The organism is Pseudomonas sp. JV449, from assembly GCF_032424295.1.
Classification (GTDB): Bacteria; Pseudomonadota; Gammaproteobacteria; order Pseudomonadales; family Pseudomonadaceae; genus Aquipseudomonas; species Aquipseudomonas marginalis.
Window position 1 is genome coordinate 130,084 of record NZ_VYKD01000028.1, and the last position, 22,617, is coordinate 152,700.

At 60.1% G+C, this 22,617-nt stretch carries 28 protein-coding genes, 1 tRNA gene and 1 pseudogene; 21 read left to right on the forward strand and 9 right to left on the reverse strand.

Going from position 1 to position 22,617, the window contains the following annotated elements:
* The first annotated feature begins 114 nt into the window (after positions 1–114).
* From modA to F6S08_RS24630, 6 genes are all read left to right on the forward strand, one after another.
* On the forward strand, positions 115–888 hold the full coding sequence (gene modA / locus F6S08_RS24605) for a molybdate ABC transporter substrate-binding protein (protein ID WP_315872449.1): 774 nt from the start codon (positions 115–117) through the stop codon (positions 886–888).
* On the forward strand, positions 889–1,569 hold the full coding sequence (gene modB, locus F6S08_RS24610) for a molybdate ABC transporter permease subunit (RefSeq protein WP_065927477.1): 681 nt from the start codon (positions 889–891) through the stop codon (positions 1,567–1,569).
* Between the two features lie 5 nt (positions 1,570–1,574).
* A complete protein-coding gene (gene modC / locus F6S08_RS24615; RefSeq protein WP_315872530.1) occupies positions 1,575–2,654 on the forward strand; it encodes a molybdenum ABC transporter ATP-binding protein in 1,080 nt (359 codons plus the stop codon).
* Between the two features lie 78 nt (positions 2,655–2,732).
* A complete protein-coding gene (locus F6S08_RS24620) occupies positions 2,733–3,782 on the forward strand; it encodes a DNA topoisomerase IB (protein WP_074846830.1) in 1,050 nt (349 codons plus the stop codon).
* 125 nt (positions 3,783–3,907) lie between these two features.
* The gene (locus F6S08_RS24625; RefSeq protein WP_315872450.1) at positions 3,908–5,530 is read left to right on the forward strand and encodes an ABC-F family ATP-binding cassette domain-containing protein; all 1,623 of its coding nucleotides are present in this window, start codon (positions 3,908–3,910) and stop codon (positions 5,528–5,530) included.
* A gap of 69 nt (positions 5,531–5,599) precedes the next feature.
* The gene (locus F6S08_RS24630; RefSeq protein ID WP_065946959.1) at positions 5,600–6,304 is read left to right on the forward strand and encodes a YoaK family protein; all 705 of its coding nucleotides are present in this window, start codon (positions 5,600–5,602) and stop codon (positions 6,302–6,304) included.
* A gap of 144 nt (positions 6,305–6,448) precedes the next feature.
* Here the strand turns inward: F6S08_RS24630 and F6S08_RS24635 are convergent, their stop codons facing one another.
* The 4 genes from F6S08_RS24635 to F6S08_RS24650 all read right to left on the reverse strand — a co-directional run bounded on the left by F6S08_RS24635 (position 6,449) and on the right by F6S08_RS24650 (position 8,263).
* Positions 6,449–6,802 carry a hypothetical protein gene (locus tag F6S08_RS24635; protein ID WP_027606604.1) on the reverse strand — a complete coding sequence of 118 codons (354 nt, stop codon included), beginning with the start codon at positions 6,800–6,802 and terminating at the stop codon, positions 6,449–6,451.
* Positions 6,803–6,972: 170 nt separating this feature from the next.
* Positions 6,973–7,284 (reverse strand): AzlD domain-containing protein, encoded by a 312-nt coding sequence (locus F6S08_RS24640; protein ID WP_065927473.1) that lies wholly within the window; start codon positions 7,282–7,284, stop codon positions 6,973–6,975.
* Positions 7,281–7,976: an AzlC family ABC transporter permease gene (locus F6S08_RS24645; RefSeq protein ID WP_027606606.1), complete on the reverse strand. Its 696-nt coding sequence runs from the start codon at positions 7,974–7,976 to the stop codon at positions 7,281–7,283. Before F6S08_RS24645 ends, F6S08_RS24640 begins: the two co-directional genes overlap by 4 nt.
* A 71-nt stretch (positions 7,977–8,047) precedes the next feature.
* Positions 8,048–8,263 (reverse strand): hypothetical protein, encoded by a 216-nt coding sequence (locus F6S08_RS24650; RefSeq protein WP_025856028.1) that lies wholly within the window; start codon positions 8,261–8,263, stop codon positions 8,048–8,050.
* A gap of 176 nt (positions 8,264–8,439) precedes the next feature.
* On the opposite strand from F6S08_RS24650, the gene F6S08_RS24655 reads away from it, so the two are divergent.
* The 8 genes from F6S08_RS24655 to F6S08_RS24690 all read left to right on the forward strand — a co-directional run bounded on the left by F6S08_RS24655 (position 8,440) and on the right by F6S08_RS24690 (position 16,608).
* Entirely contained in the window at positions 8,440–8,796 is a 357-nt protein-coding gene (locus F6S08_RS24655; RefSeq protein ID WP_065927472.1) for a metalloregulator ArsR/SmtB family transcription factor, read from the forward strand.
* 19 nt (positions 8,797–8,815) lie between these two features.
* On the forward strand, positions 8,816–10,099 hold the full coding sequence (locus tag F6S08_RS24660) for an arsenic transporter (protein ID WP_065927471.1): 1,284 nt from the start codon (positions 8,816–8,818) through the stop codon (positions 10,097–10,099).
* Positions 10,100–10,112: 13 nt separating this feature from the next.
* Positions 10,113–10,598 carry an arsenate reductase ArsC gene (locus tag F6S08_RS24665; RefSeq protein ID WP_065946958.1) on the forward strand — a complete coding sequence of 162 codons (486 nt, stop codon included), beginning with the start codon at positions 10,113–10,115 and terminating at the stop codon, positions 10,596–10,598.
* A gap of 84 nt (positions 10,599–10,682) precedes the next feature.
* Complete coding sequence (locus F6S08_RS24670; RefSeq protein WP_027606610.1) at positions 10,683–11,294, forward strand: LysE family transporter; 612 nt, start codon at positions 10,683–10,685, stop codon at positions 11,292–11,294.
* 724 nt (positions 11,295–12,018) lie between these two features.
* Positions 12,019–14,733 (forward strand): magnesium-translocating P-type ATPase, encoded by a 2,715-nt coding sequence (gene mgtA, locus F6S08_RS24675; RefSeq protein ID WP_137212292.1) that lies wholly within the window; start codon positions 12,019–12,021, stop codon positions 14,731–14,733.
* Positions 14,734–14,798: 65 nt separating this feature from the next.
* Positions 14,799–15,146 (forward strand): DUF2493 domain-containing protein, encoded by a 348-nt coding sequence (locus F6S08_RS24680; protein ID WP_065927468.1) that lies wholly within the window; start codon positions 14,799–14,801, stop codon positions 15,144–15,146.
* Positions 15,147–15,165: 19 nt separating this feature from the next.
* Complete coding sequence (locus F6S08_RS24685; RefSeq protein ID WP_315872451.1) at positions 15,166–15,987, forward strand: hypothetical protein; 822 nt, start codon at positions 15,166–15,168, stop codon at positions 15,985–15,987.
* A 93-nt stretch (positions 15,988–16,080) separates the two neighbouring features.
* Positions 16,081–16,608: a DinB family protein gene (locus F6S08_RS24690; protein WP_315872452.1), complete on the forward strand. Its 528-nt coding sequence runs from the start codon at positions 16,081–16,083 to the stop codon at positions 16,606–16,608.
* 2 nt (positions 16,609–16,610) lie between these two features.
* Here F6S08_RS24690 and F6S08_RS24695 read toward each other — a convergent pair whose 3' ends face one another.
* Complete coding sequence (locus F6S08_RS24695) at positions 16,611–17,069, reverse strand: GFA family protein (protein ID WP_065927465.1); 459 nt, start codon at positions 17,067–17,069, stop codon at positions 16,611–16,613.
* A gap of 116 nt (positions 17,070–17,185) precedes the next feature.
* On the opposite strand from F6S08_RS24695, the pseudogene F6S08_RS24700 reads away from it, so the two are divergent.
* Positions 17,186–17,380 (forward strand): annotated as a pseudogene (locus F6S08_RS24700) (hypothetical protein); the annotation flags it as partial.
* A gap of 44 nt (positions 17,381–17,424) precedes the next feature.
* On the opposite strand, the gene F6S08_RS24705 reads toward F6S08_RS24700, so the two are convergent.
* Entirely contained in the window at positions 17,425–17,616 is a 192-nt protein-coding gene (locus tag F6S08_RS24705; protein WP_027606617.1) for a hypothetical protein, read from the reverse strand.
* A gap of 95 nt (positions 17,617–17,711) precedes the next feature.
* A complete protein-coding gene (locus tag F6S08_RS24710; RefSeq protein WP_235865590.1) occupies positions 17,712–18,149 on the reverse strand; it encodes a hypothetical protein in 438 nt (145 codons plus the stop codon).
* Positions 18,150–18,400: 251 nt separating this feature from the next.
* On the opposite strand from F6S08_RS24710, the gene F6S08_RS24715 reads away from it, so the two are divergent.
* The 4 genes from F6S08_RS24715 to F6S08_RS24730 all read left to right on the forward strand — a co-directional run bounded on the left by F6S08_RS24715 (position 18,401) and on the right by F6S08_RS24730 (position 19,993).
* Positions 18,401–18,487: transfer RNA gene (locus tag F6S08_RS24715), tRNA-Leu, on the forward strand.
* A gap of 183 nt (positions 18,488–18,670) precedes the next feature.
* Positions 18,671–18,976 carry an NIPSNAP family protein gene (locus F6S08_RS24720; protein ID WP_315872453.1) on the forward strand — a complete coding sequence of 102 codons (306 nt, stop codon included), beginning with the start codon at positions 18,671–18,673 and terminating at the stop codon, positions 18,974–18,976.
* 53 nt (positions 18,977–19,029) lie between these two features.
* Complete coding sequence (locus F6S08_RS24725; protein WP_074846836.1) at positions 19,030–19,467, forward strand: hypothetical protein; 438 nt, start codon at positions 19,030–19,032, stop codon at positions 19,465–19,467.
* 67 nt (positions 19,468–19,534) lie between these two features.
* Complete coding sequence (locus F6S08_RS24730; RefSeq protein WP_315872454.1) at positions 19,535–19,993, forward strand: hypothetical protein; 459 nt, start codon at positions 19,535–19,537, stop codon at positions 19,991–19,993.
* Positions 19,994–20,073: 80 nt separating this feature from the next.
* Here F6S08_RS24730 and F6S08_RS24735 read toward each other — a convergent pair whose 3' ends face one another.
* Entirely contained in the window at positions 20,074–20,436 is a 363-nt protein-coding gene (locus F6S08_RS24735) for a DUF2388 domain-containing protein (protein ID WP_315872455.1), read from the reverse strand.
* Positions 20,437–20,587: 151 nt separating this feature from the next.
* On the opposite strand from F6S08_RS24735, the gene F6S08_RS24740 reads away from it, so the two are divergent.
* The gene (locus F6S08_RS24740; RefSeq protein ID WP_074846837.1) at positions 20,588–20,953 is read left to right on the forward strand and encodes a hypothetical protein; all 366 of its coding nucleotides are present in this window, start codon (positions 20,588–20,590) and stop codon (positions 20,951–20,953) included.
* 184 nt (positions 20,954–21,137) lie between these two features.
* On the opposite strand, the gene F6S08_RS24745 is transcribed toward F6S08_RS24740, so the two are convergent.
* Positions 21,138–21,545 carry a hypothetical protein gene (locus tag F6S08_RS24745; protein ID WP_074846838.1) on the reverse strand — a complete coding sequence of 136 codons (408 nt, stop codon included), beginning with the start codon at positions 21,543–21,545 and terminating at the stop codon, positions 21,138–21,140.
* 502 nt (positions 21,546–22,047) lie between these two features.
* Between F6S08_RS24745 and F6S08_RS24750 the strand changes: the two genes are divergently transcribed.
* Positions 22,048–22,596, forward strand: coding sequence for a thioesterase family protein (locus F6S08_RS24750; RefSeq protein ID WP_065946955.1), 549 nt, complete (start codon positions 22,048–22,050; stop codon positions 22,594–22,596).
* Positions 22,597–22,617: the final 21 nt, after the last annotated feature.

Consider the following 22,617-nt stretch of genomic DNA (forward strand, 5'->3'; position numbering starts at 1 on the left):
AAGGATGGATTTCCCTTGCCATTTTTACGCTATATACCTATACATACAGCGCCTGGCAGCGCCCGTCCCTTATAATCGGCACCAGGTTCTGCACCTTCTCAAACGGAGCCATTCATGACTTTCAATACCCCTCGCTTTGTACCCACGTGCCTGGCGGCATTGGTTGCATTGCTCGCGACCGCAGCGGCCCACGCCGATGAAGTCCAGGTGGCCGTAGCGGCCAACTTCACCGCACCGATCCAGGCGATTGCCGCCGACTTCGAAAAAGACACCGGCCACAAACTGGTCGCAGCCTACGGCGCCACCGGGCAGTTCTACACGCAGATCAAGAACGGCGCGCCGTTCGAAGTGTTCCTGAGTGCCGACGACACCACCCCGCAAAAGCTCGAAAGCGAAGGCGACACGGTCAAGGGCTCGCGCTTCACCTACGCCGTGGGCACCCTGGCGCTGTGGTCGGCCAAGGAAGGTTATGTAGACGCCAAGGGCGAGGTGTTGAAGAGGAATGAATTCAAGCACCTGTCCATCGCCAACCCGAAAGCCGCGCCTTACGGCCTCGCCGCCACCCAGGTATTGGCCAAGGAAGGGTTGACCGAGCAGGTCAAGGACAAGCTCGTCGAAGGCCAGAACATCACCCAGGCCTTTCAGTTCGTTTCCACCGGCAACGCCGAGTTGGGTTTTGTGGCCTTGTCGCAGATCTATAAAGACGGCAAAGTCACCAGCGGCTCGGCCTGGATCGTCCCGGCCGCCCTGCACGACCCGATCAAACAGGACGCGGTGATCCTCAACAAGGGCAAGGACAGCGCTGCAGCCAAGGCACTGGTCGACTACCTCAAAGGGCCGAAAGCCGCCGCCGTCATCCAGTCCTACGGTTATGAACTGAGCAAGTAAATGCCCCTGTCGAGTGCCGATTTTTCCGCAATCTGGTTGACCCTCAAACTGGCGTCACTGACCACCGTGATCCTGCTGGTCATCGGCACTCCGATTGCCCTGTGGCTGTCGCGCACCCGTTCATGGTGGCGCGGTCCCATTGGCGCGGTGGTGGCCTTGCCATTGGTGCTGCCACCCACCGTCATCGGTTTCTACCTGCTGTTGACCATGGGCCCCCACGGCTACTTCGGCCAGTTCACCCAATGGCTGGGCCTGGGCACCCTCACCTTCAGCTTCGCCGGGTTGGTGATCGGTTCGGTGATCTATTCCATGCCGTTCGTGGTGCAGCCGTTGCAGAACGCCTTTTCCGCCATCGGCACACGCCCATTGGAGGTGGCCGCGACCCTGCGCGCCAATCCGTGGGATACCTTCTTCACGGTGATCCTGCCCCTGGCGCGCCCGGGGTTTATCACCGCGTCCATCCTGGGTTTTGCCCATACCGTCGGAGAATTCGGCGTAGTGCTGATGATCGGCGGCAATATCCCCGACAAGACCCGCGTGGTCTCGGTGCAGATCTACGATCATGTCGAAGCCATGGAGTATGCCCAGGCCCATTGGCTGGCCGGCGCCATGGTGGTGTTCGCGTTCCTCGTGTTGCTGGCGCTCTACTCCAGCCGTAAAACCAGGATGGGCTGGAGTTGATGCCGATGATCAATGTGCGCCTGAACTTGAAGTACACAGGCTTTGCCCTGGACGTGGACCTGCATGTGCCCGGCCGAGGGGTGACTGCGCTGTACGGGCATTCCGGCTCCGGCAAGACCACCTGCCTGCGCTGCATTGCCGGGCTGGAGCGGGCCGAAGATGGGTTTATCCAGATCAACGATGAAGTCTGGCAAGACAGCCGCAACGGCCTGTTCGTGCCCCCGCACAAGCGCGCGCTCGGCTACGTGTTCCAGGAGCCCAGCCTGTTCCCCCATCTATCGGTGCGGGCCAACCTGGAGTTCGGCCTCAAGCGCATCCCGCGCTCGCAACGCCGGGTGGATATACTCCAGGCCACGGAGTTGCTGGGGATCGGCCATCTGCTGGAGCGTCACCCCCAACACTTGTCCGGCGGTGAACGTCAGCGCATCGGTATCGCCCGGGCCCTGCTCACCAGCCCAAGACTCCTGTTGATGGATGAACCCCTGGCCGCCCTCGACAGCAAGCGTAAAAGCGAAATCCTGCCCTACCTGGAACGCCTGCACGACGAACTGGACATCCCCGTGCTATACGTCAGCCATGCTCAGGATGAGGTGGCGCGCCTGGCCGATCACATCGTATTGCTCAGCGACGGCAAGGCCCTGGCCAGTGGTCCCATCGGCGACACCCTGGCGCGGCTCGACCTGCCCCTGGCGTTGGGGGACGACGCGGGCGTGGTGATCAACGGCAGCGTCAGCGCCTACGACGATCACTACCATCTGCTCACGCTGCAACTGCCCGACAGTGCCCAGCACCTGCGCGTGGCCCATGCACCGCTGGCGTTGGGCAAGGCATTGCGGGTCAAGGTACAGGCGCGCGACGTCAGCCTCAGCCTGCACGCCGGAGAGCACAGCAGCATCCTCAACCGCCTGCCGGTGACGGTTACCCAGGAGATCGCGGCGGATAACAGCGCCCATGTGCTGGTGCGCCTGGACGCGGATGGCACGCCGTTGCTGGCGCGGATCACGCGGTTCTCCCGCGACCAGTTGCAATTGCACCCCGGCCAGGCGCTGTGGGCGCAGATCAAGGCGGTGGCCGTGCTGGCATAAGAAACCTTTTGGCACGACCGCACACGGCTGCGGTCAATCAGGAATACCGGCCTGATCCGTTGCCAAGGAACCTGCACCATGCCCGACTCCGCGCTGCCCGCCGACCTGCCCCGCGACCTGCATTACGTTGACGACACCCAGCCCGGCATCCGCCGCAAGCGAGTGCGCGGCAAGTTCCAGTACTTCGACGCCAAGGGCGAGCGCATCCGGGATGCCGATGAGATCAAGCGCCTGAACGCCCTCGCCGTCCCTCCGGCGTATACCGATGTGTGGATCTGCGCCGACCCGCGCGGGCACCTGCAAGCCACCGGCCGCGATGCCCGTGGACGCAAGCAATACCGCTATCACGCGCGCTGGCGTGAGGTGCGTGACAGCGACAAGTACGCGCGGCTGCAGGAGTTCGGCAACGCCCTGCCGAAACTGCGCAAACAGCTCGAATCGCAAATCGCCGAACCCGGCTTCACGCGCGAAAAAGTCCTGGCCACGGTGGTGATGCTGCTGGACGCCACGCTGATCCGTGTCGGCAATACCCAATATGCGCGAGACAACAAATCCTACGGGCTGACCACCCTGCGCAACCGCCATGTGGATGTCAAAGGCAGCGAGATCCAGTTCCAGTTTCGCGGCAAGAGTGGCGTGGAGCACCAGGTCAGCGTCAAGGACCGGCGCCTGGCCACGGTGGTCAAGCGCTGCCTGGAGTTACCGGGGCAGAACCTGTTCCAGTATCTGGACGAAGACGGCGAGCGGCACACCGTCAGCTCCCATGACGTCAACGCCTACCTGCACGATCTTACCGGTGCCGACTTCACTGCCAAGGATTACCGCACCTGGGCCGGCACCGCCATGGCGCTGGCGGTGCTGCGGGAGTTGGAATGGCAACCGGAATCCGACGCCAAGCGACATGTGGTGGCGATGGTCAAGGATGTTGCCAGGCAACTGGGCAATACGCCTGCGGTGTGCCGCAAGTGTTATATCCACCCGGCCGTGCTGGAGCATTTCAGCCTGGGCGAATTGTCCAGATTGCCCAAGCCACGGGGGCGCAAAGGCCTGAAGGCCGAGGAAGTCGCCTTGGCGATGTTCCTTGAACAACTGGCCGCCGACTTGCCCGGCAATGCCAAGGCGGGTTAGGCTCTTGGCCCCCCCTCTGACTTCCGGGACGACCGCCGACGTGAATCACTAAGCCTTCCAGAATGTACCTGCAACGAGCCGCCTGGCGCGCTTGTTGGCCTGTCCGACATTTTTTGGAGGTGCTGATGGCTGACGTCAACCGGCTACCCGTATTGGTTTCCCTGCAACACCTGTGCTTCCAGTTCGCCAATGGCGAGACATTGCTGGACGACCTGAACCTGTCCATCGACCACACGCCCACCGGGATTGTGGGACGTAATGGACGGGGCAAAAGTATCCTCGCCCAATTGATCGCCGGCGTGTTGTCCCCCTCCTCCGGCTCGCTCAAGCGCTCGGCCAGCGTGGCCTATGTCCCCCAGGACATGGCGGTTGCAGCGGGAGACACCCTCTCTGACCTGACGGGCACCACGCCCGTGCTGGCGGCACTGGCACGCATGGCGGCAGGGACGGCGCAGGTCGATGACCTTGAGTTGATCGACAATCGCTGGGACCTTGCCGAACGCTTGCGCGCCGCACTCGATACGGCAGGCCTTGCGCAGCTGGGTGTCGATACGCCGGCCGATCAACTCAGTGGAGGACAACTGGCGCGGCTCAGGCTGATCGGCGCCGTGCTGGCCGCACCGCAACTGCTGGTGCTCGATGAGCCCACCAACCACCTCGACAGCGCCGGCCGCCGGTGGCTGCTGCACCTGTTGCAGGAATGGCGTGGCGGCCTGGTGGTGGTGAGCCACGACCGAAAAATACTCAACACCCTCGGGCGCATCATTGAACTGTCCCCACTCGGCCCTCACGTCTACGGCGGCAACTATGATGCCTATCGCCTGCAGCGCGACACCGAACAACACGCCGCCGTCGCGGCGCTGGAGCACGCACGCCTTGAACGCAACCGCGAACGCCGGCGCGTGCAGAAAAACCATGACAGCCTGCAACGCCAGGCGGCGCGCTCCCGCAAGCACGCAGAGACAGCCAATGTGGACCGGTTTACCAAGGCGCGCTGGAAAAGCGCCGCCACCGAAGTCGTCGGCACGGTGCGCAGTGCCCATCACGCCTACAAACACGTGCTGGATGAGCAGGTGCGCCAAGCCTACGAGCGCGTGGTGGATGAAACGCCGACCCTGTTGGCCTTGCCGGGGTCGGTCGTGCCCAATGGCCGACAGGTCGTGGCCTTGACGGAGGTCCGGTTGCCCTGGCTGGAGCATCCCGCCCTCACACTCAACCTCACAGGGCCGGTGCGCGTGGCTGTGCAAGGACCGAATGGTTGCGGCAAATCCACCCTGCTCAAGGTACTGGCCGGCCACTGCCAGCCCGCCAGCGGTGAGTGCTCGGTGCCGGTGCCCTGCGCGTATATCGACCAGCACCAGGCGCTGCTGGATGACCGACGCTCCCTCGTCGAACAGCTCAACCTGCTCGACACACCGCTGCCCGAAGCCGAACTGCGTACGCGCCTGGCCTTGCTGCAACTGGATGCCCGGCGGGTCACCCAACCGACCGTGCACCTCAGCGGCGGCGAGCGGTTGAAAGCCGCGATGGCGATTGCCCTGTGGGGTGAAACACCCGCGCAACTGCTGTTGCTTGATGAGCCCACCAACCACCTGGACCTGGAATCGGTGATCGCCTTTGAACAGGCGCTGCTGGGCTTCAGCGGGGCAATGATGGTTGTATCCCATGATGAGGCGTTCATCCAGGCGCTCGGGCCAACCCACCGCTTGCTCTGGCAACCTGAGGGTTGGCGCCTGGAGTGTGTCTGAGGTCATTGCGCGCGCAATCAAAGCGTCCTAGGGTAGTGGCCGGATAATCTCACCGAGGAACCCGGCCCTATGCTGCCTTCGCCCAAAAAGCCTTATGCCAATGCCGCACTGGCCCATCAAAAGCGCTGGCGCGGCCGCGTCGGCCTGATGCTGGTGGCCAGCCTTTCGGTATTGGCGGGCATGACTGACGCCATCGGCTTCATGGCCAGCGGCGACTTTGTTTCGTTCATGAGCGGCAACACCACGCGCCTGGCCGTGGCCATCAGTGTGGGGGATCTCGGCTTGACCGCACGCCTGCTGTTGCTGGTCGCCACATTTGTCGCCGGTAACGCCTTGGGCGTAGTGGTCGGCCGTCTCAGCCGGCGCCATGCCCTGCCCCTGTTGCTGTGTATCGCCACCTTGCTCTGCGGCGCAGCCTTGCTGCCCTTCGCCGACACCTTGCCGGCGCTGCTGGCGGCGATCATTGCGATGGGCATGCTCAACGCAGCCGTGGAAGAGGTCAACGGCTTGCCGGTGGGGCTGACCTACGTGACCGGGGCACTGTCACGCTTTGGGCGCGGGCTGGGACGCTGGATGCTGGGGGAACGCCGCAACGGCTGGCGGGTGCAACTGATTCCGTGGGCGGGGATGTTTGTCGGCGCGGTGATTGGCGCGCTGCTGGAGCAGCACATGGGGCTGAGGGCGCTGGTGGTCAGCGGTGTATTGGCGGGCGTGTTGGGGCTGGTGTCGCTGAAGATTCCCCGGCGCTGGCATTTGGGTTTTATGCCGCGATAAAGACTAAAGGTGCCCGCCCGACGGTAAGGCCTCGACGTCCGTGTACTGGTAAAGAGCCATTATGTCGGGCGGGCGGATTGAATCATAAGCGAATGTCCGGCGGCTGTCCCGCCGGGCGTTTCCTGAAATGACTAAGGCAACGTATTACAGACAGGTCGCGAGTGCCGCCAAGCGACGCTTGGCCGGCATCGTGTCTTCAACGGCGTAGTACTTGACGGACGAACCGGCACCGGCGCTTTGCACGTCGACGAAGTAATCGCCACCGGTGGTGTAGACGGTGAAACCACCGGCCCCGTTCGGCTCTTTGAAGCCACCGGCGTCGACGCCAAACACGCTTTCATCCTGCCAGCCAAACTGGATGCACTCGGCAACTACCAGCGTGGCCTTGTCCGATGCCATGGCCTTGTAGGGAGCCCCCAGGCGCGCCTCGTTCATCTTCGAGCCCGCGCAACCGGCCAGTGCCGTCAATACCAATGCGCCCATTACCACCTTGTGCATGCCATTGCCTCGTTGGAAAAAACGCGACTGTACCATTGCCGCAAGGCTGACTGACGCCCCCATGAATTTTGTTTCACTGTGGAGGGAGAATATGCCGCCTATAGTGGCCTGGCTCATTTTTAGAAGTGTCCTTCTGCCCGCCCTCCCGCGGGCTTTTTTTCGCCTGCGCTTCAGAGCCACCCGCGAAACAGGTAGAACAACCCCATGCTCAGCAGCACGGTCATCAATACGTTACGCGTCCAGAACATCAGCGCCACGGCGCAGATACCGGCCAGCAAATACGGATTGGCCGGGCTCAGGTTGAGCTGGTGATCAGCCAGGAAAATAATCGGCCCGCAGATCGCCGTGAGCATGCCCGGCACCGCAAACCCGAGAAACTCCCGTGCCCCACGGTTGAGGCGCACCGGCAGGCGCGGCTCGATAAACAGATAACGGTTGAAAAAAACCACCAGGCCCATGGCCACAATCATCAGGTAAATCATCGCTGCCCAACCCCCAGGCGTTTACAGAAAAACCCTGCGCTCATGCCGAGCACACCCGACACCACCACGGCCGACTCCCAGTGCAGGAAGCTCAACCATACGGAAAACAACAACGACACCGCCACGCAGACCACCGTCGGCACGTCGCGCACCACCGGGGTGATCAGCGCGATAAAGGTGGCGGCGATGGAGAACTCCAGGCCCAACTGATCAAGGCCTGGGATGCTTTTGCCAAGCACGATGCCGGCCAGGGTGAACAGGTTCCAGGCGATGTAAAACGTCAGGCCAACGCCCAGGGCGTACCAGCGATTGAAGGTTTCACGGTCATAGTGGTTGACCAGAGCAAAGAACTCATCGGTCAGCAGAAAGCCCAGGCTCATGCGCCAGCGGGTCTTGAGTGGCGAAAGAATCGGGCGCAGGTGCATGCCATACAGCAGGTGCTGGGAGGTCAGCAGCAAGGTGGTCAACACGATGGAAATCAGGCTGGCACCGCTCTTGACCATGCCAATGGCGACCAACTGCGCAGCGCCGGCAAACACAATGGCGGACAAGCCCTGGGCTTGCAGTGGCGTGAATTGCGCATCGATGGCCATGGAACCGGCCAGCAGCCCCCAGGGTGCACAGGCCAGGGACAGGGGAATGACGGCGATTGCACCGCGAGCGAAGGCGTAATGAGGTAAGGCAGCAGGCATGGAAACGGCTCATCGACAGACAGTCCACAAGCATGCCAGCGCAAGATGGAGCTTGTCTTGAACGATCTTGCTCAGGCGAGCCTGACCGACACCTGCTCCACCGAATCCCGCGCTTCACGCAGTTCGTGAGCGTCCTGGTTGAGCCGGTGAATGGTGTTGAGCAAGCGCTGGCGCAGCACTTCATCGCCGAGTTTTTCAACGGCACGCATCAGGTCGAATGCCGCGGTTTCGTTATTTTCCGCGACGGAATCCAGGGTTTTGCGCAGGTTGCGAGTGGCACGGGTCACGCGGGTCTTCCTTCATCAGCAATGGGGAGGCACTTTAGGACATTCGTGTTTCATTTTAATTTCAATCACTTGTGGCAGTTTTCCCGAGGTTTGATCCATATCAATTGAAACAGGATTTGACCGAAACATATGGACATACGTATATTCGAATTTCCATATGTATATAGGCAATGGTCATGTCGGATCCCCTTACACCGCCCACCCTGTTCAAATGCCTGGCCGACGCCACTCGGGCGCGCCTGACGCTATTGATTCAGCGTGAAGGCGAACTTTGCGTCTGCGAACTGATCCATGCCTTGGACGACAGCCAGCCAAAAATCTCCCGCCACCTGGCGCAACTGCGCAGTTGCGGTGTGCTGCTGGATCGTCGCCAGGGCCAATGGATCTACTACCGCGTCAACCCGGCACTGCCCGATTGGGTGAACCAGGTGCTGGACATCACCCTGCAAGCCAACCAGCCATGGTTGCACAGCGACGCACAGCGTCTGGATGCAATGGGCGACAGACCACAACGAGCCAGCACCTGCTGCTGAGCCACCGGAGCGTTAATTCATGCTTGTCGCAGTCGCCATTTTTATTTTCACCATCGTCTTGGTCATCTGGCAGCCCAAGGGGCTCGGAGTGGGCTGGAGCGCCACGATGGGCGCGATCCTGGCCCTGGCCTGTGGCGTGATCAGCCTGGCGGATATCCCGGCGGTCTGGCACATCATCTGGAATGCCACCGGGACGTTTGTCGCACTGATCATCATCAGCCTGCTGCTGGACGAAGCCGGGTTCTTTGCCTGGACGGCACTGCATGTGGCGCGCTGGGGGCGCGGGCGTGGCCGGCGCTTGTTTGCCTATATGGTGCTGCTCGGCGCCCTGGTGTCGGCGCTGTTTGCCAACGACGGCGCGGCGCTGATCCTCACGCCCATCGTGATGTCGATGCTGCTGGCGCTGCGCTTTTCGCCGGCGGCGACCCTGGCCTTTGTGATGGGCGCGGGGTTTATCGCCGACACGGCGAGCCTGCCGCTGGTGGTGTCGAACCTGGTGAATATCGTCTCGGCGGACTATTTCAAGATCGGCTTCAACGAATATGCCGCGGTCATGGTGCCGGTCAACGTCGTCAGTGTCGCCGCCACCCTGGCGGTGCTGCTGTGGTTCTTCCGCCGCGATATTCCCCAGGCCTACGACCCCGCCGACCTGGCAGACCCCGCCAGCGCGATCCACGACCGCGCCACCTTCCGCGCCGGCTGGTGGGTGCTCGGCATCCTGCTGATCGGTTGCTTTGCCCTGGAACCCCTGGGCATTCCCATCAGCGCGATTTCCGCAGTGTGCGCCGTGCTCCTGCTGGTGATCGCCGCCAAGGGCCACAAGATCTCCACGCGCAAGGTGCTGAAGGAAGCCCCGTGGCAGATCGTGATCTTTTCCCTGGGGATGTACTTGGTGGTCTACGGCTTGCGTAACGCCGGCCTCACCACCTACCTGGCGACCTGGCTCGATACCTTTGCCACTTACGGCGTATGGGGTGCGGCCATGGGCACCGGCGTGCTGACGGCCTTGTTGTCCTCGGCGATGAACAACCTGCCGACGGTATTGATCGGTGCGCTGTCCATCGAATCCAGCCATGCCGTGGGCGTGGTCAAGGACGCGATGATCTACGCCAACGTGATCGGCAGCGACCTGGGCCCGAAAATCACCCCCATCGGCAGCCTGGCCACCCTGTTGTGGCTGCATATCCTGGCGCGCAAAGGCATCACCATCACCTGGGGCTACTACTTCAAGGTCGGGATTGTGCTGACCTTGCCGGTGCTGCTGATCACCCTCGCCGCCCTCGCGTTGCGCCTGAGCATCTAACGGAGAAACCGCAATGAAAGTCCTGTTCATGTGCACCGCCAACAGCTGTCGCAGCATCTTGTCCGAAGCGATGTTCAACCACCTGGCCCCGCAGGGTTTTGCCGCGGTCAGCTCCGGCAGTTTCCCTAAGGGCCAGGTCCTGCCGCGCAGCCTGAGCACCTTGCAGGCGGCGGGTATCCGCACCGAAGGCTTGTACAGCAAGGGCAATGACGCATTTGAAGACAGCCCGCCGGATGTGGTCATCACCGTCTGCGACAAGGCGGCGGGCGAAGCCTGCCCGGTGTATTTCGGGCCGGCGGTGAAGGCGCATTGGGGCTTGGCAGATCCCTCGGAGGTTCAAGGTGACCAGGCCAGCATCCAGGCGGCATTCGATGCCACGCTGGAGACCATCGCCAGCCGTTGCCGGGCGTTTTTCGCCCTGCCCTTTGCCCGCCTCAGCCCTGGCGAGCTCAAGGTCGAACTCGAGCGCATAGCGCTGCTGGAAATGGCCACCTCCTGACGGCTGGATGAATCCGCTGCGGCGATATGGATTCCCAGCCCTCTGCCAGCGTATGCTCTCGCACTTTCCTGAAAGGACGCGGGCATGCTGACGATCTTTTTTTACGCACTGGTATTCGGCTTTGTGTTTTGCCTCTCCCCCGGTGCGGTGCTGGCGGAGACGTTGCGCCGTGGCTTGCTCCACGGTTTCACACCCGCCTTGCTGGTGCAGTTTGGCTCGCTGGTAGGCGATGCCGTGTGGGCAGTGATCGGCCTCACCGGCATCGCACTGCTGATCCAGCATGACGCCGTGCGCGTGCCGCTGACGATCATCTGCGCGCTGTACCTGGCGTGGCTGGGCGTACGCAGCCTGATCGACGCCTGGCACTTGCCCGAAGCCGATGATGCACCGGCCAGCACCCGACAAAATGCGCTGGCCGTGGGCGCGGCGATTTCCCTGGCCAACCCGAAAAACATCGTCTACTGGGGGGCGCTGGGCAGCGCGCTGTCAGGCATCGTCGGCGCTACGCCCAGCCATGGGCAGACGCTGATGTTTTTCGCCGGCTTCATGCTGGCTTCGGTGCTGTCATGCTTTCTGATCGCCGCACTGGTGAACCTGCTGCGCAAGAATGCATCGCCCATGTGGCAACGCATCAGTTATGGCGCCTGCGGTTTAGTGCTGATCTATCTGGCCGTTCTCGCCGCACAGGGCGTATGAAGTTATATATCGGGTAACTTTCGAGTGCCTCTTGTCTGAATGAACTCTGAACACCGGGCTATTTAATTAATCATGCGTTGACATTTTGTAACTGCCTGAGTAGATTGCCCCTGCCCGCAACTGGGGCCTTTTTTAACCCTCACAAAAGAAGCCAATGGACACAGTATCCAGTCGCTGTCCGAGCACCGCCCTGGCGGGCGTCGGGCGCCCAATCCAGAACATGACAGGACTCGCCTCCCCGGTCCGGTAAGCTGCGCTGGAGCTTGATGCTCCGCCGTAACTGCCTCGCCGGTCGCCCGTCCGGTCCCGAGGTGTGTTATGACCTTCCCAACCCTTGCTTTGCCCGATGCACCCACACTGGCCGCAGCCTTGCGAGCCAAGCGTTGCCATGCCCGCGTGGTTTTTCTGCCACGACGCACGCCCTGCGTTGCCCCCTCCCCCAAAGACCCGCAGAGACCGCCGCTTTTCAGCCTGGGATAGTGCTGAGCGCCCGCGCCGTTCAATCCGCTGAAACAATAACTTCCTGATTAAGTCCCTGGAGTTCCTTATGAAACTTTCCAGTTGTAGTTCGCTGCGCACCTTATAACTAACGCGCCAGTAAAAGTTATCCAAGCACCTTATTTAAACCGATCGCGAAGTCAGCGACTCGGCATGCTTTCGCTCGCCTGTATTCAGGCAAGTACCGGGTATGTTTTGTCGAGAATTGGCGACAGGAGCACAGACAATGAGCGCCGTAAAAAACACGCCACTGCAGAAAAAAACCGGCACCGCCAGCGACACCAAACTGTCGATGCGTGCCGCCCGCGAAGCCCACAACGGCCTGTCGGCCACCCTGGCCAACGTACGCGCCACCCAGGATGGCCTGACCGAACTGGACGCCACTGCCCGACTGCAACGGGAAGGCCACAACGAAGTGGCCCATGACAAACCGCCTCACGCCATCGTGCAATTCCTGCAGGCCCTGAACAACCCGTTCATCTACGTGTTGCTGACCCTGGGCGGCATCAGCTTTTTCACCGACTGCTGGCTGCCGATGCAGGACGGTGAAGAAGCCGATCCCACCAAGGTCGTCATCATCATGACCATGGTCCTGCTCAGCAGCCTGCTGCGCTTCTGGCAGGAGCACCGTTCGACCAAGTCCGCCGAAGCCTTGAAAGCCATGGTCCGCACCACTGCCACGGTGCTGCGCCGTGAGCAAGTGGGCAGCCAGCCCACCCTGCGCGAAGTGCCGATGCGCGAGTTGGTGGCCGGCGATATCGTGCAGTTGTCTGCCGGTGACATGATCCCTGCCGACATCCGCCTGATCGAGTCCCGGGACCTGTTTATCAGCCAGGCGGTGCTCACCGGCGAAGCCTTGCCGGTGGAGAAGTACGACACCCTCGGCGACGTCACGCAAAAATCCGCCGGGCCGGTCGCCGCCGACCAGGGCAACCTGCTGGACCTGCCGAACATCTGCTTCATGGGCACCAATGTGGTCAGCGGCCGCGCCAAAGCTGTGGTGGTGGCGACCGGGCCGCGCACCTACTTTGGCTCCCTGGCCAAGGCGATTGTCGGCTCCCGGGTACAGACCGCATTCGATCGCGGGGTGAACAGCGTCAGCTGGCTGCTGATCCGCTTCATGCTGGTGATGGTACCGATCGTGTTCTTCCTCAACGGCTTCTCCAAGGGTGACTGGGGCGATGCGTTCCTGTTCGCCCTGGCGGTTGCCGTGGGCCTGACCCCGGAAATGCTGCCGATGATCGTCAGCGCCAACCTGGCCAAGGGCGCCACGGCGATGGCCAAGCGCAAAGTAGTGGTCAAGCGCCTCAACGCGATCCAGAACTTCGGCTCGATGGACGTGCTGTGCACCGACAAGACCGGCACCCTGACCCAGGACAAGATCATCCTCGAGCATCACCTCAACGCCTTCGGCCAGCGCGATGATGCGGTGCTGTCCCTGGCCTGGCTCAACAGCTACCACCAGAGCGGCATGAAAAACCTGATGGACCAGGCCGTGGTGCAGTTCTCGGAGCAGAACCCGAGGTTCCAGCTGCCGTTTGCCTACAGCAAGGTCGATGAATTGCCGTTCGACTTTGTGCGCCGTCGCCTCTCCATCGTGGTCAAGGACGCTGTCCACGACCATCTGCTGGTGTGCAAAGGCGCCGTCGAGGAGATGCTGGACATTGCCACCCACGTGATGGAGGCCGGCAGTGCAGTGCCTCTGGATGAGCACCGCCGCGAGGAGTTGCTGGCGATCGCCAATGACTACAACGAAGACGGCTTCCGCGTGCTGGTGGTGGCCACGCGCAACATTCCAAAGGCCCTGGCCCGCCAGCAGTACACCACCGCCGATGAGCGCAACCTGGTGATCCAGGGCTTCCTGACCTTCCTCGATCCGCCCAAGGAAACCGCCGGCCCGGCGATTGCAGCCCTGCAGCAGATCGGCGTGACGGTCAAAGTCCTCACCGGCGACAACGCCGTGGTCACCAGCAAGATCTGCCGCCAGGTCGGCCTCGAACCAGGCCGGCCGCTGTTGGGGGTGGAGATCGAGCTTATGGACGACGCCACCCTGGCGCGCCATGTGGAGGAGCGCACGGTATTTGCCAAGCTCACGCCGCTGCAGAAATCCCGGGTGCTCAAGGCCCTGCAAGCCAACGGCCACACCGTCGGCTTCCTCGGCGACGGCATCAACGACGCACCGGCATTGCGGGATGCCGACGTGGGTATCTCGGTGGACAGCGGCACGGACATCGCCAAGGAATCGGCCGACATCATCCTGCTCGAAAAGAGCCTGATGGTGCTGGAAGAAGGCGTGCTCAAAGGCCGCGAAACCTTCGGCAATATCATGAAGTACCTGAACATGACCGCCAGTTCCAACTTCGGCAACGTGTTTTCGGTGCTGGTGGCCAGTGCATTCATCCCGTTCCTGCCGATGCTGTCGATTCACCTGCTGCTGCAGAACCTGATGTACGACATCTCCCAACTGGCCCTGCCGTGGGACAAGATGGACAAGGAGTACCTGGCCAAACCGCGCAAGTGGGACGCCAGGAACATCGGCCGCTTCATGATCTGGATCGGGCCGACCTCGTCGATCTTCGACATCACCACCTTTGCCCTGATGTGGTACGTGTTCGCCGCCAACAGCGTGGAAATGCAGACCCTGTTCCAGTCCGGCTGGTTTATCGAGGGCCTGCTCTCGCAAACCCTGGTGGTGCACATGCTGCGCACCCGCAAGATTCCGTTCTTCCAGAGCACGGCGGCATGGCCGGTGCTGATGATGACCGGCGTGGTGATTGCGCTGGGCATCTACGTACCGTTCTCGCCCCTGGGCACCCTGGTGGGCCTGCAACCGCTACCGCTGGCGTACTTCCCGTGGCTGGTCGGCACGCTGCTCAGCTATTGCTGCGTGGCCCAACTGATGAAAACCCTCTACATCCGCCGCTTCAAGCAGTGGTACTGAGTTCCCCCGCCGTTTAAACGGTGGCGGTCGCCCGGCCGCCACCGTGCATTACAAGGAATAGGATCATGCGCGTCTTGATCTGTGCCGGTCGTCATTACGCCGACTGCAAAAAGTCCCGCCAAGTGCTGGACGCTTACCACCGCCTGCGCCCCGTGCAGGTGCTGATTCACGGCGGCAACCAGTTCCTCGGCAGCGCCATCGAGGACTGGGCGCGGGAACTCGGCATCGACGTGGTGCGCTACCCGCCCAACTGGCAACGCCACGGCAAGCAGGCGGAGCGCCAGCGCAACCATTTCATGCTGACCGACAGCCGCGCGGACGTGGTCATCGCGCTGCCAGGTGGTGACGACACGTCGGAGCTGGTCTGCCAGGCCAGGGCCAGCGGCATTTCGGTGCTGACCGTAGAGAACTGACATTCAAGCGAGGTGCATCATGCACAACAAACACACCCCGAAGCGCCCGGACGGGTTTGCCAAATACCGTGCGCGGCACTATCGCGGCGCGCGCCAGACCCTGCTGCTGTTGCCGCCGGCAAAACAGCGGGCGCTGCGGCGCAACCTGCTGTTTATCGGTATCACCCTGGGTTCGATCCTGTTAATTGCCCTGGTGTCCAAGGCCCATGCCGCCGGTGGCGCCTATGTGGTCGATGACGGCGCAATCAACGCACCGGGTGCCTGCAATCTCGACGCCTGGTACAGCGCCGACCGGCACGCCGGCAACACGCACACGGCAACGCTGTCTCCCGCGTGCACGTTCAGCGTACTGCCTTCGGTGCAGTGGGGCGCGGCGCTGTCACGGGCCGACAGCGCAGGCCGGGGCGAGACCCAGGTGAGTCCGCAACTCAAGGCGCAGGTGCTGTCACGGCAAGACCTGGGGCTGGAAATGGCGATCTCCGCCGGGGCGCATCTTGCCCTTGATCGACGACACGGGTTCGACGGCGCCGACTTCACCCTCCCCTTGACCTGGCAACCGCTGGCGCCCCTGCGCTTGAACCTGAATGCCGGCTGGGCCCATGCCTACAACGACGGCGAGCAAACCCAGCGCCTGAGCTGGGGCACCGGCGTCGAGTATCAACTGATGGATGCCCTCACGTTGATCGCTGAACGTTACGGCCAGGAAGGCGGTGACCAGGCCTGGCAAGCAGGGCCGCGCCTGCACTTCGGGGAGTTTGTCGACGTCGACCTGGTGCTCGGGCGCGACCTGGGCGGTGAACGCAATCAATGGCTGACCACCGGTGCGACGCTCAGGTTTTAGGCCTGGCCTGCTGCTCCCGGTGCAGTTGCCGTGGCGGGTCGTCCAGGTAATTGCCTTATGATGGCGGCACCATTCCAACGAGGGGTAAAGCACGTGGACCGTATCGAACAAATGACGCTGCTGGCGACCTACAACCAGTGGATGAACCGCAAGGTCTATGACGCGGCTGCCAGGCTTACGGACGATGAGTTGCGCGTGGACCGCCAAGCGTTTTTCGGCTCGGTCTTCGGCACGCTCAACCATCTCACGTTGGGCGACACCGTCTGGCTCAAACGCTTTGCCCTGCACCCCGCCGGCTACGCGACGCTGGCGCCGCTGAACAGCATCGCCGCGCCGTCGGACCTCAAGCAACTGGCGTTCGCCGACCTGGGTGAACTCGCCGCCCGGCGGCGTTGGCTGGACCAATTGATCATCGATTGGGTGCACACCCTGCGCGAACCCGACCTCGACCATCGCCTGCACTACCACAACATGCGCGGCGCGGCGGCCAGCAAGACATTCGGCGCCCTGCTGGTGCATTTTTTCAATCACCAGACCCACCATCGAGGCCAGGTCACCACGCTGCTGACCCAGACCGGGCAGGACGTGGGCGATACGGACCTGCTCGCCTTGATTGACTGAACTCAGCGAGCGCTGAATTCGGCATAGGCCTGCAGCAACCGTGCAAAGTCCTCGGGTTGCGGCAACTGCTCGAAGCTTTCGACTGCCGGCGTGGTAGCCCAGGCCAGTTTTTCGCGGGTCCAGGTTTCCATAAAGGGCACGTACTCCGCAGCATTATCCAACAGCGTCGCACGCACGTTGACGAACTCATCGATGCCATGGGGGCGGGTAAACAGCCAGCTCATGCAGTGCGGGCAGCAATAGTGACGATCGACCCCGTGCAGGCCGCCGACCACCGGGCAGCCCTGGGTCACCGTGAACGCGCTGGCGGGAATCAGTGCACTGAGGGAGAACGCACTGGCGGTCATCTTCTGGCAGCCGGTGCAGTGGCACGCCATGGTAATCACCGGCGCCTGGCTCACGCTGAAGCGCACCCGGTTACAACGGCAACTGCCTTCCAGGGGCAGGGTCTCGACGCTCATCACACACTCCTTTTCATGATCAGTGGCATGGCAGGGTAGCGCCGAGGCGGGGGTGTTGAACAGGTCCAGGGGCAAAACCGAACGCTGCTGCGCCCATGGGGGTCGTAACCTCAGGTAAGTGCCGCACCTGCCGCAACACCGATGCCTACAAGGAAGCGCGCCGCAACCAGCGCAACGCCGCACGCCGTGCTTCGCGCCAGGCCAAGACCCACACCAGCACCGACTGGCGCAGTGCCTGGACGCAGCGCCTGACCGATCTGCCAGGGCGACAGCGCCTGCCCCGCGGCTTCGGCGCACAGCCTTTCGTATAAGCAGAAACGCAGAAGCCCCGGACAAACCGGGGCTTCGTTTTCAATCAATCATCATTGGACACCGGCCTGTTGCGTGCCTGGTAACCCGGCAACGTGGCGGCATACGCCAGTGCCTGTTCACGGGAATTGAAGGACGCCAGCCGATCCTGGGGCGTACACACCCGCCATGGCCCGAAATTGACCTGCACGATGTCGTACCCATTCAGATGCAGCTTCTTCAGCAGTGGAGCGCTCATAGTCACCTCGCTTTCCTGAGATTTCCCAGCGTTGCACGCCCTACCTTACACCCGCATCCAGGCTCATGACCGACCGCATGTCGCATGCGGCCAGGCTACTTGACCTTGCTGCTCAAGGTATCCACGCTGCGCTTGAGATCATCCAGGCTGCGCTTCAAACCTTCGATATCGCTTTTCTGCCGTTCGATCGTGCTGTTCTGATCCTCGACCGTGCGCTTGAGGCTCGCCAACTGGCTGTCACTGGAACTGGCGCTCGAACCGTCCCTGCGCTTGAACTCATCGAACGCGCGGTCCTGCCCCTCCAGCTTGCCTTTCAGGCCTTGCACCTCACTCTCGGTACGTTTCTGCGCAGCCTGCAGCTGTTCAATATCCCCCACCGAAATGCTCGACGCCTTCAACACATACTGATTGCCCGCCTCCAGCGAAGTCCCCGTCAACCGATCACCGCCTGACGCGCTGAAATCCCCCCACTTCACCGCACTCCCAGCCTGTGCCGTACCGGCCAACAGTCCCACGACACCTGCAATAACCATCCAATAGCGCCTGCGAACACTGAGCATCAACTGATTCCTTTCCAGATTGCCTAGATGGCATATCGCTATGACTGTCATTTATACCGCTTGTTCCCGTACTGTAGGAATCATCCGGTTCGCCTGTTAAAGCCGATGTAGATCACTGATCTGCCAAGCTTTTTCAGGCGCCGTCCATGCAAGAAAGCGGCAGACCGACCTTGCGTCGAAGCGCCTGGATCTATATATTCCCAACCCTGTAACAACGCGCTACCGCCCGAATGGCGAAACTGGTAGACGCATGGGACTTAAAATCCCCCGCTCGTAAGGGCGTCCCGGTTCGATTCCGGGTTCGGGCACCATATATATCAAGGGCTTGCATGATGAACTTCATGCAGGCCCTTATCTTTTTGGCTCCGCAATTTTAGACCCTGCACCGCAATTCCCTTTATACAACTGCGCAAAAACTTAGCATCCAGTCGAGTTTTACCAATCACATGGATGTCCAGTAAGCTGCTCATTCAAACTGGACAAGGACGACTCGCGTGATCACCTGCCATCTGAAGTATCAGATTGACCCCTATCAAATCCCCACCTTTGAAAACTATTCGAGACTATGGATTGGCATAGTCAACCGAATGGGGGGCACCCACCACGGTTATTTCCTTCCTGCCGAGGGCGCCAATAACGTCGCCTATTGCCTTTTCAGCTTTCCGAGCCTTTCGGATTATGAGCGCTATCGCAAAGAATCAGAGACTGATCCGGAATGTGTCAGCACATTCGCGCTGGCAACAGAGAAGCGATTCATCGTCAGCTACGAGAGAACCTTCTTGCGGCCGGTGCTCGACTGACCCAGGGCCCGGCCCGCCGAGCTCTTTCATACCGTGAAAAAAACGGATTGCCGATGAAAATCCGCCCACTCCAGTTTGAGTTGAAAGACTTCGCTCTCGCGCTTTACGGCCTGAGCCTGATGCTGCCGGCTACAAACGAGCATCATGAGGTTTTCGACGTAAGCCCATACTCATATGGCTGGCATATTTTGCTGTCAGGTATTCTTGCGGTCATGGACGGAGGCATCGCGTGGCTTGCAAACATCGCGTTCATACCGGCGTATCTATACAGGAATGCAAGAAAGTCGCTGATTTGCTCAATCATAGCAATCGCGATGGGCCTAACCTCGTTCTCCTACACCAGCATCTGGAACGATGGCGCCGGAAGGATAAGCATCACAAGCTACAGCTACGGATTTTACGTTTGGATGCTTTCTTTTGCATGGCTTGCCGCCACCTCTGTTATTGAACTTCAACGTGATAAAAGACGCTCACTGACCGCAAGCTCGTAAAACGGGATGACATTGCAACTCGGTCATGGCGTTTTGCACCTTCGGCACGTCACAAAGGTCACGAGGAATGAGTTCAGCAGAAAAGGACGCAGCAAGATCTACCGGTATATCAATAGCAGTAGTAGGTATTGCTCTGGGCCTAGCCGTTGCCGTCTACATAAGCCCTAAAAACGAGTATTTCCTGGGTAATTTTACATACCTCTGGTTACCGCAAGCAGCCGTGCTTGCTCTGGCTCTGGCGTGCAAGGCCTCCCGAGAATCAGTGGGCGGAATAGCTATAGCGTTGGCCCTGTATTTGAGTGTTTTCGCCTTCTGGTTTTCTGGTAGGAACGCTGATTCCATGGCTTGGCTGGGTTACTTCTTCAGCTTCCCTGGAGCCTTAATTGGCGCAGGCTTTGCAATCGTGAGCGAGAAGCCCAAAACGCCCATCACCCCAATCCTGCAGGCGCTCGGGTGGGTGGTTCTTGGCGTAGCCGTTAACCAGACGGTCGTTTGCTCTACTGTCATGTATTGCCTCGGGAATTAGTAGCGCTGGGCGAGCATTTGACGGGCCAGATGCACAAAGCCCGGCGCGAGCCGGCTACCAGTGGTCGAAAGCCTATTTTTCTAGCGCAATTCGTAAACCAAAACTGCTTCAGCAAGCTCGATGTCGCTGGCCGTGCCCGCCTCATTCTGAGTACGCAAACGCTCGAATGCAGCTTCCAGGCTCGCGCCTCTAATAACTCCATCACTCGCGACGAAAGCTGCAGCATCATTGCGAGCGGCAACTATCTTTGTGTCGCCTCTCTTTGAACTATTGCGGCTACTTTCTTGACTGTCTTCGGTAAGCGTAACGGGGAAAAGAGTCACAGCTAGGCTCGATGAAACAATTACTCCAAAGGCCGAAACCTTGACCGCCCTGCCATCACCAGCGATTGCGGGAAAACTGCACGGAAAACCGAGCATAAGCACAACAATCAGTTTGCGCAAAAAATCCACTCCACGGGTTTGCATCATCCTTTAGGGCTGAATCTACAATCTTCCTGGCCAGGCATCCAGTGTGTATGGAATGCCAGTAACTACGTCCATTACGAAATGATAGCGTTGCGCCACACTAATTTATCGAGCGCATGAGGAAGCCATGGCAATAGGTGACAAGATAAGACAATTCTCTGTAGCACCCGCCAAAGATCATCAGTGGATCCGTGGGCTGCGCTACGCGATCATGTTAGAAATTGAAGATTTCAAGGACCGCGAGGGCATGCGCCTATCTCTTTCAGCGGAACGGATAAACGCTCTCAAGGGCAACGAACGTTTCGCTCATCGACTTTCGAATCTGCAAGAAATTATGGATCTCATAGCACCTTTAGAAAACGAAGATCCTTTACGGTCAGCCGAATTAGGAAATGAGTTAGCCCACTACCTATCGGCTAGAGAGAACAATCCTGATTGTAGTAGCCCGATCAGGCTCAAAGGCGAGTTGCTAGGGATGGATCTTGGTCTTTGAATTTATGGATTTCTCCAGCCCCTCGCCCGCAGCCCAAGGAATGGGGGAGTGCCAATATCGGCGCACTTATGACCTGGAGGTCAAATGAGCGAAAACACGTTTGCAGTAGCGGCTGGACATTTGGCAAATACATCAGCATTGCTGGCTTTAATCCTGAACCTTACCGGACGCAGCAGCCTGGCGATTACTTGGACGGGACGTACTCATCTACTCGCGCCCCAGTGCTCGTGTCGACAATGATCATGTCCCACCAAGTATTACTCGGGGCGGTTGTGAGCTTGTATGTGCGGCCAGCGACAAGATTAACGTCACGGAACTTTCGATCCAGAGAAACGGTGGTGCCCGCCCAATGCCTGAGTTCCAGTCGATGTCTACCGGCAGTGAGTCGATATACTGTTTGGGTAGCAAGCGCGAAATTGGTTTTACGGCCATCAATGGTGGCAATGAACAGTGACTTGTCAGTTAGACCGATACGCGCAACGTCAGAATCCGGTAGCCCTTCCGCTGCTTTTTCGGTGTAGCAGATGCAACCACTGGTGAGAGTGATCATCAGAGCCAATCCGAATAATCGCAACGCGCGCGCCTTCGACATACCAGCCTCCAAATCCATGTGGATGAGTGCAGCATTCAACCCCAAACCATATCAAATTGCCACCAACCACTCACTGGAGGGCGGCGTTTACCTGAGGTAAACGAAATGACTGTGCGTAACCGTCCAGCGAAGTCGCCTTCCCTATCCCGGCCTGTGCGGATGAACAACTGTTGATGCTCACGAAGCCGCGAGATTCACTAGCGTTATTTCCGGGAAACATCCCGACTCGGTACTTCCGAGCGTTTCCTCGTCTTCATGAATTCTGGCCCAGGGAGAGCATCACGATAGCGAGAATAATGTTCAAAGAGCGGCGGATTGGGCACGGGCGTGATTTGATCGAAATGCTTGTGAAACTGGCGCCTGCGAAACCCGCTCGAAAGACTTAAACCATAGAATGAGTGATCGGAATGTACTTTTGCGCAGAATTAAGTCATTTAGGGACCTACCTGGCTCAGCCCTCAGCACTTTAAAGTACGCCAATCATTCAACTATCGGCGTCTGTATGAATCTCTGGTTTCGACTTCTCCTCATGCTGCTTCGTCGACCTTGGCGCAAACCGGCAAAAGCGCTGGATTCGACCGTTATCCGAATGCGCGTCTGGCCACTGGACCTCGACTTCAATCGACATGTCACCAACGGCCGATATTTCACCCTGGCCGATGTCGGACGCATGGATTTCGTTTTGCGCAGTGGCGCCTATCGAGTAGCTATTAGAGCAAAGGCGCTGCCCATCGTCGGAGATACTTGGGGTAAATTTCGTCGCGAGCTTAGACTGTTTGAAGCGTTTGAAATCCACACAAGGATGCTTGGCTGGGACGACAAGTGGAGCTTCATGGAGCATCGATTTGTGAGTAAAGGCAGAGTGATCGGCGTTGTCGTAATGCGAGGTCTATTCCGTTCAGCGAAAGGTATTGTTCCGCCAAGCGAGTTTGTTCGAGAACTGGGACTGCCCGAACGGTCGCCAGAGATGCCGGAATGGCTGACCTCGTGGTCGCAGAGCTGCGATGCCATGAGTCGGCAACTCAGGGATGAAGAAAGCACCAATGATTGACTTGACGTGCAGTCAGCCCAT

Bases quoted from the DNA above. Each gene is read 5' to 3' on its own strand.
- F6S08_RS24645 (WP_027606606.1), bottom strand. From the start codon at position 7,976: ATGCCTGCTGCCTTACCTCATTACGCCTTCGCTCGCGGTGCAATCGCC.
- F6S08_RS24710 (WP_235865590.1), bottom strand. From the start codon at position 18,149: ATGGTTATTGCAGGTGTCGTGGGACTGTTGGCCGGTACGGCACAGGCT.
- F6S08_RS24620 (WP_074846830.1), top strand. From the start codon at position 2,733: ATGCCCGACTCCGCGCTGCCCGCCGACCTGCCCCGCGACCTGCATTAC.
- F6S08_RS24695 (WP_065927465.1), bottom strand. From the start codon at position 17,069: ATGAGCGTCGAGACCCTGCCCCTGGAAGGCAGTTGCCGTTGTAACCGG.
- F6S08_RS24745 (WP_074846838.1), bottom strand. From the start codon at position 21,545: ATGTCGAAGGCGCGCGCGTTGCGATTATTCGGATTGGCTCTGATGATC.
- F6S08_RS24660 (WP_065927471.1), top strand. From the start codon at position 8,816: ATGCTTGTCGCAGTCGCCATTTTTATTTTCACCATCGTCTTGGTCATC.
- F6S08_RS24705 (WP_027606617.1), bottom strand. From the start codon at position 17,616: ATGAGCGCTCCACTGCTGAAGAAGCTGCATCTGAATGGGTACGACATC.
- F6S08_RS24750 (WP_065946955.1), top strand. From the start codon at position 22,048: ATGAATCTCTGGTTTCGACTTCTCCTCATGCTGCTTCGTCGACCTTGG.
- F6S08_RS24635 (WP_027606604.1), bottom strand. From the start codon at position 6,802: ATGCACAAGGTGGTAATGGGCGCATTGGTATTGACGGCACTGGCCGGT.
- F6S08_RS24665 (WP_065946958.1), top strand. From the start codon at position 10,113: ATGAAAGTCCTGTTCATGTGCACCGCCAACAGCTGTCGCAGCATCTTG.
- F6S08_RS24640 (WP_065927473.1), bottom strand. From the start codon at position 7,284: ATGATTTACCTGATGATTGTGGCCATGGGCCTGGTGGTTTTTTTCAAC.
- modC (WP_315872530.1), top strand. From the start codon at position 1,575: ATGATCAATGTGCGCCTGAACTTGAAGTACACAGGCTTTGCCCTGGAC.
- modA (WP_315872449.1), top strand. From the start codon at position 115: ATGACTTTCAATACCCCTCGCTTTGTACCCACGTGCCTGGCGGCATTG.
- modB (WP_065927477.1), top strand. From the start codon at position 889: ATGCCCCTGTCGAGTGCCGATTTTTCCGCAATCTGGTTGACCCTCAAA.
- F6S08_RS24740 (WP_074846837.1), top strand. From the start codon at position 20,588: ATGGCAATAGGTGACAAGATAAGACAATTCTCTGTAGCACCCGCCAAA.
- F6S08_RS24680 (WP_065927468.1), top strand. From the start codon at position 14,799: ATGCGCGTCTTGATCTGTGCCGGTCGTCATTACGCCGACTGCAAAAAG.
- F6S08_RS24670 (WP_027606610.1), top strand. From the start codon at position 10,683: ATGCTGACGATCTTTTTTTACGCACTGGTATTCGGCTTTGTGTTTTGC.
- F6S08_RS24630 (WP_065946959.1), top strand. From the start codon at position 5,600: ATGCTGCCTTCGCCCAAAAAGCCTTATGCCAATGCCGCACTGGCCCAT.
- F6S08_RS24685 (WP_315872451.1), top strand. From the start codon at position 15,166: ATGCACAACAAACACACCCCGAAGCGCCCGGACGGGTTTGCCAAATAC.
- mgtA (WP_137212292.1), top strand. From the start codon at position 12,019: ATGAGCGCCGTAAAAAACACGCCACTGCAGAAAAAAACCGGCACCGCC.
- F6S08_RS24625 (WP_315872450.1), top strand. From the start codon at position 3,908: ATGGCTGACGTCAACCGGCTACCCGTATTGGTTTCCCTGCAACACCTG.
- F6S08_RS24655 (WP_065927472.1), top strand. From the start codon at position 8,440: ATGTCGGATCCCCTTACACCGCCCACCCTGTTCAAATGCCTGGCCGAC.
- F6S08_RS24730 (WP_315872454.1), top strand. From the start codon at position 19,535: ATGAGTTCAGCAGAAAAGGACGCAGCAAGATCTACCGGTATATCAATA.
- F6S08_RS24725 (WP_074846836.1), top strand. From the start codon at position 19,030: ATGAAAATCCGCCCACTCCAGTTTGAGTTGAAAGACTTCGCTCTCGCG.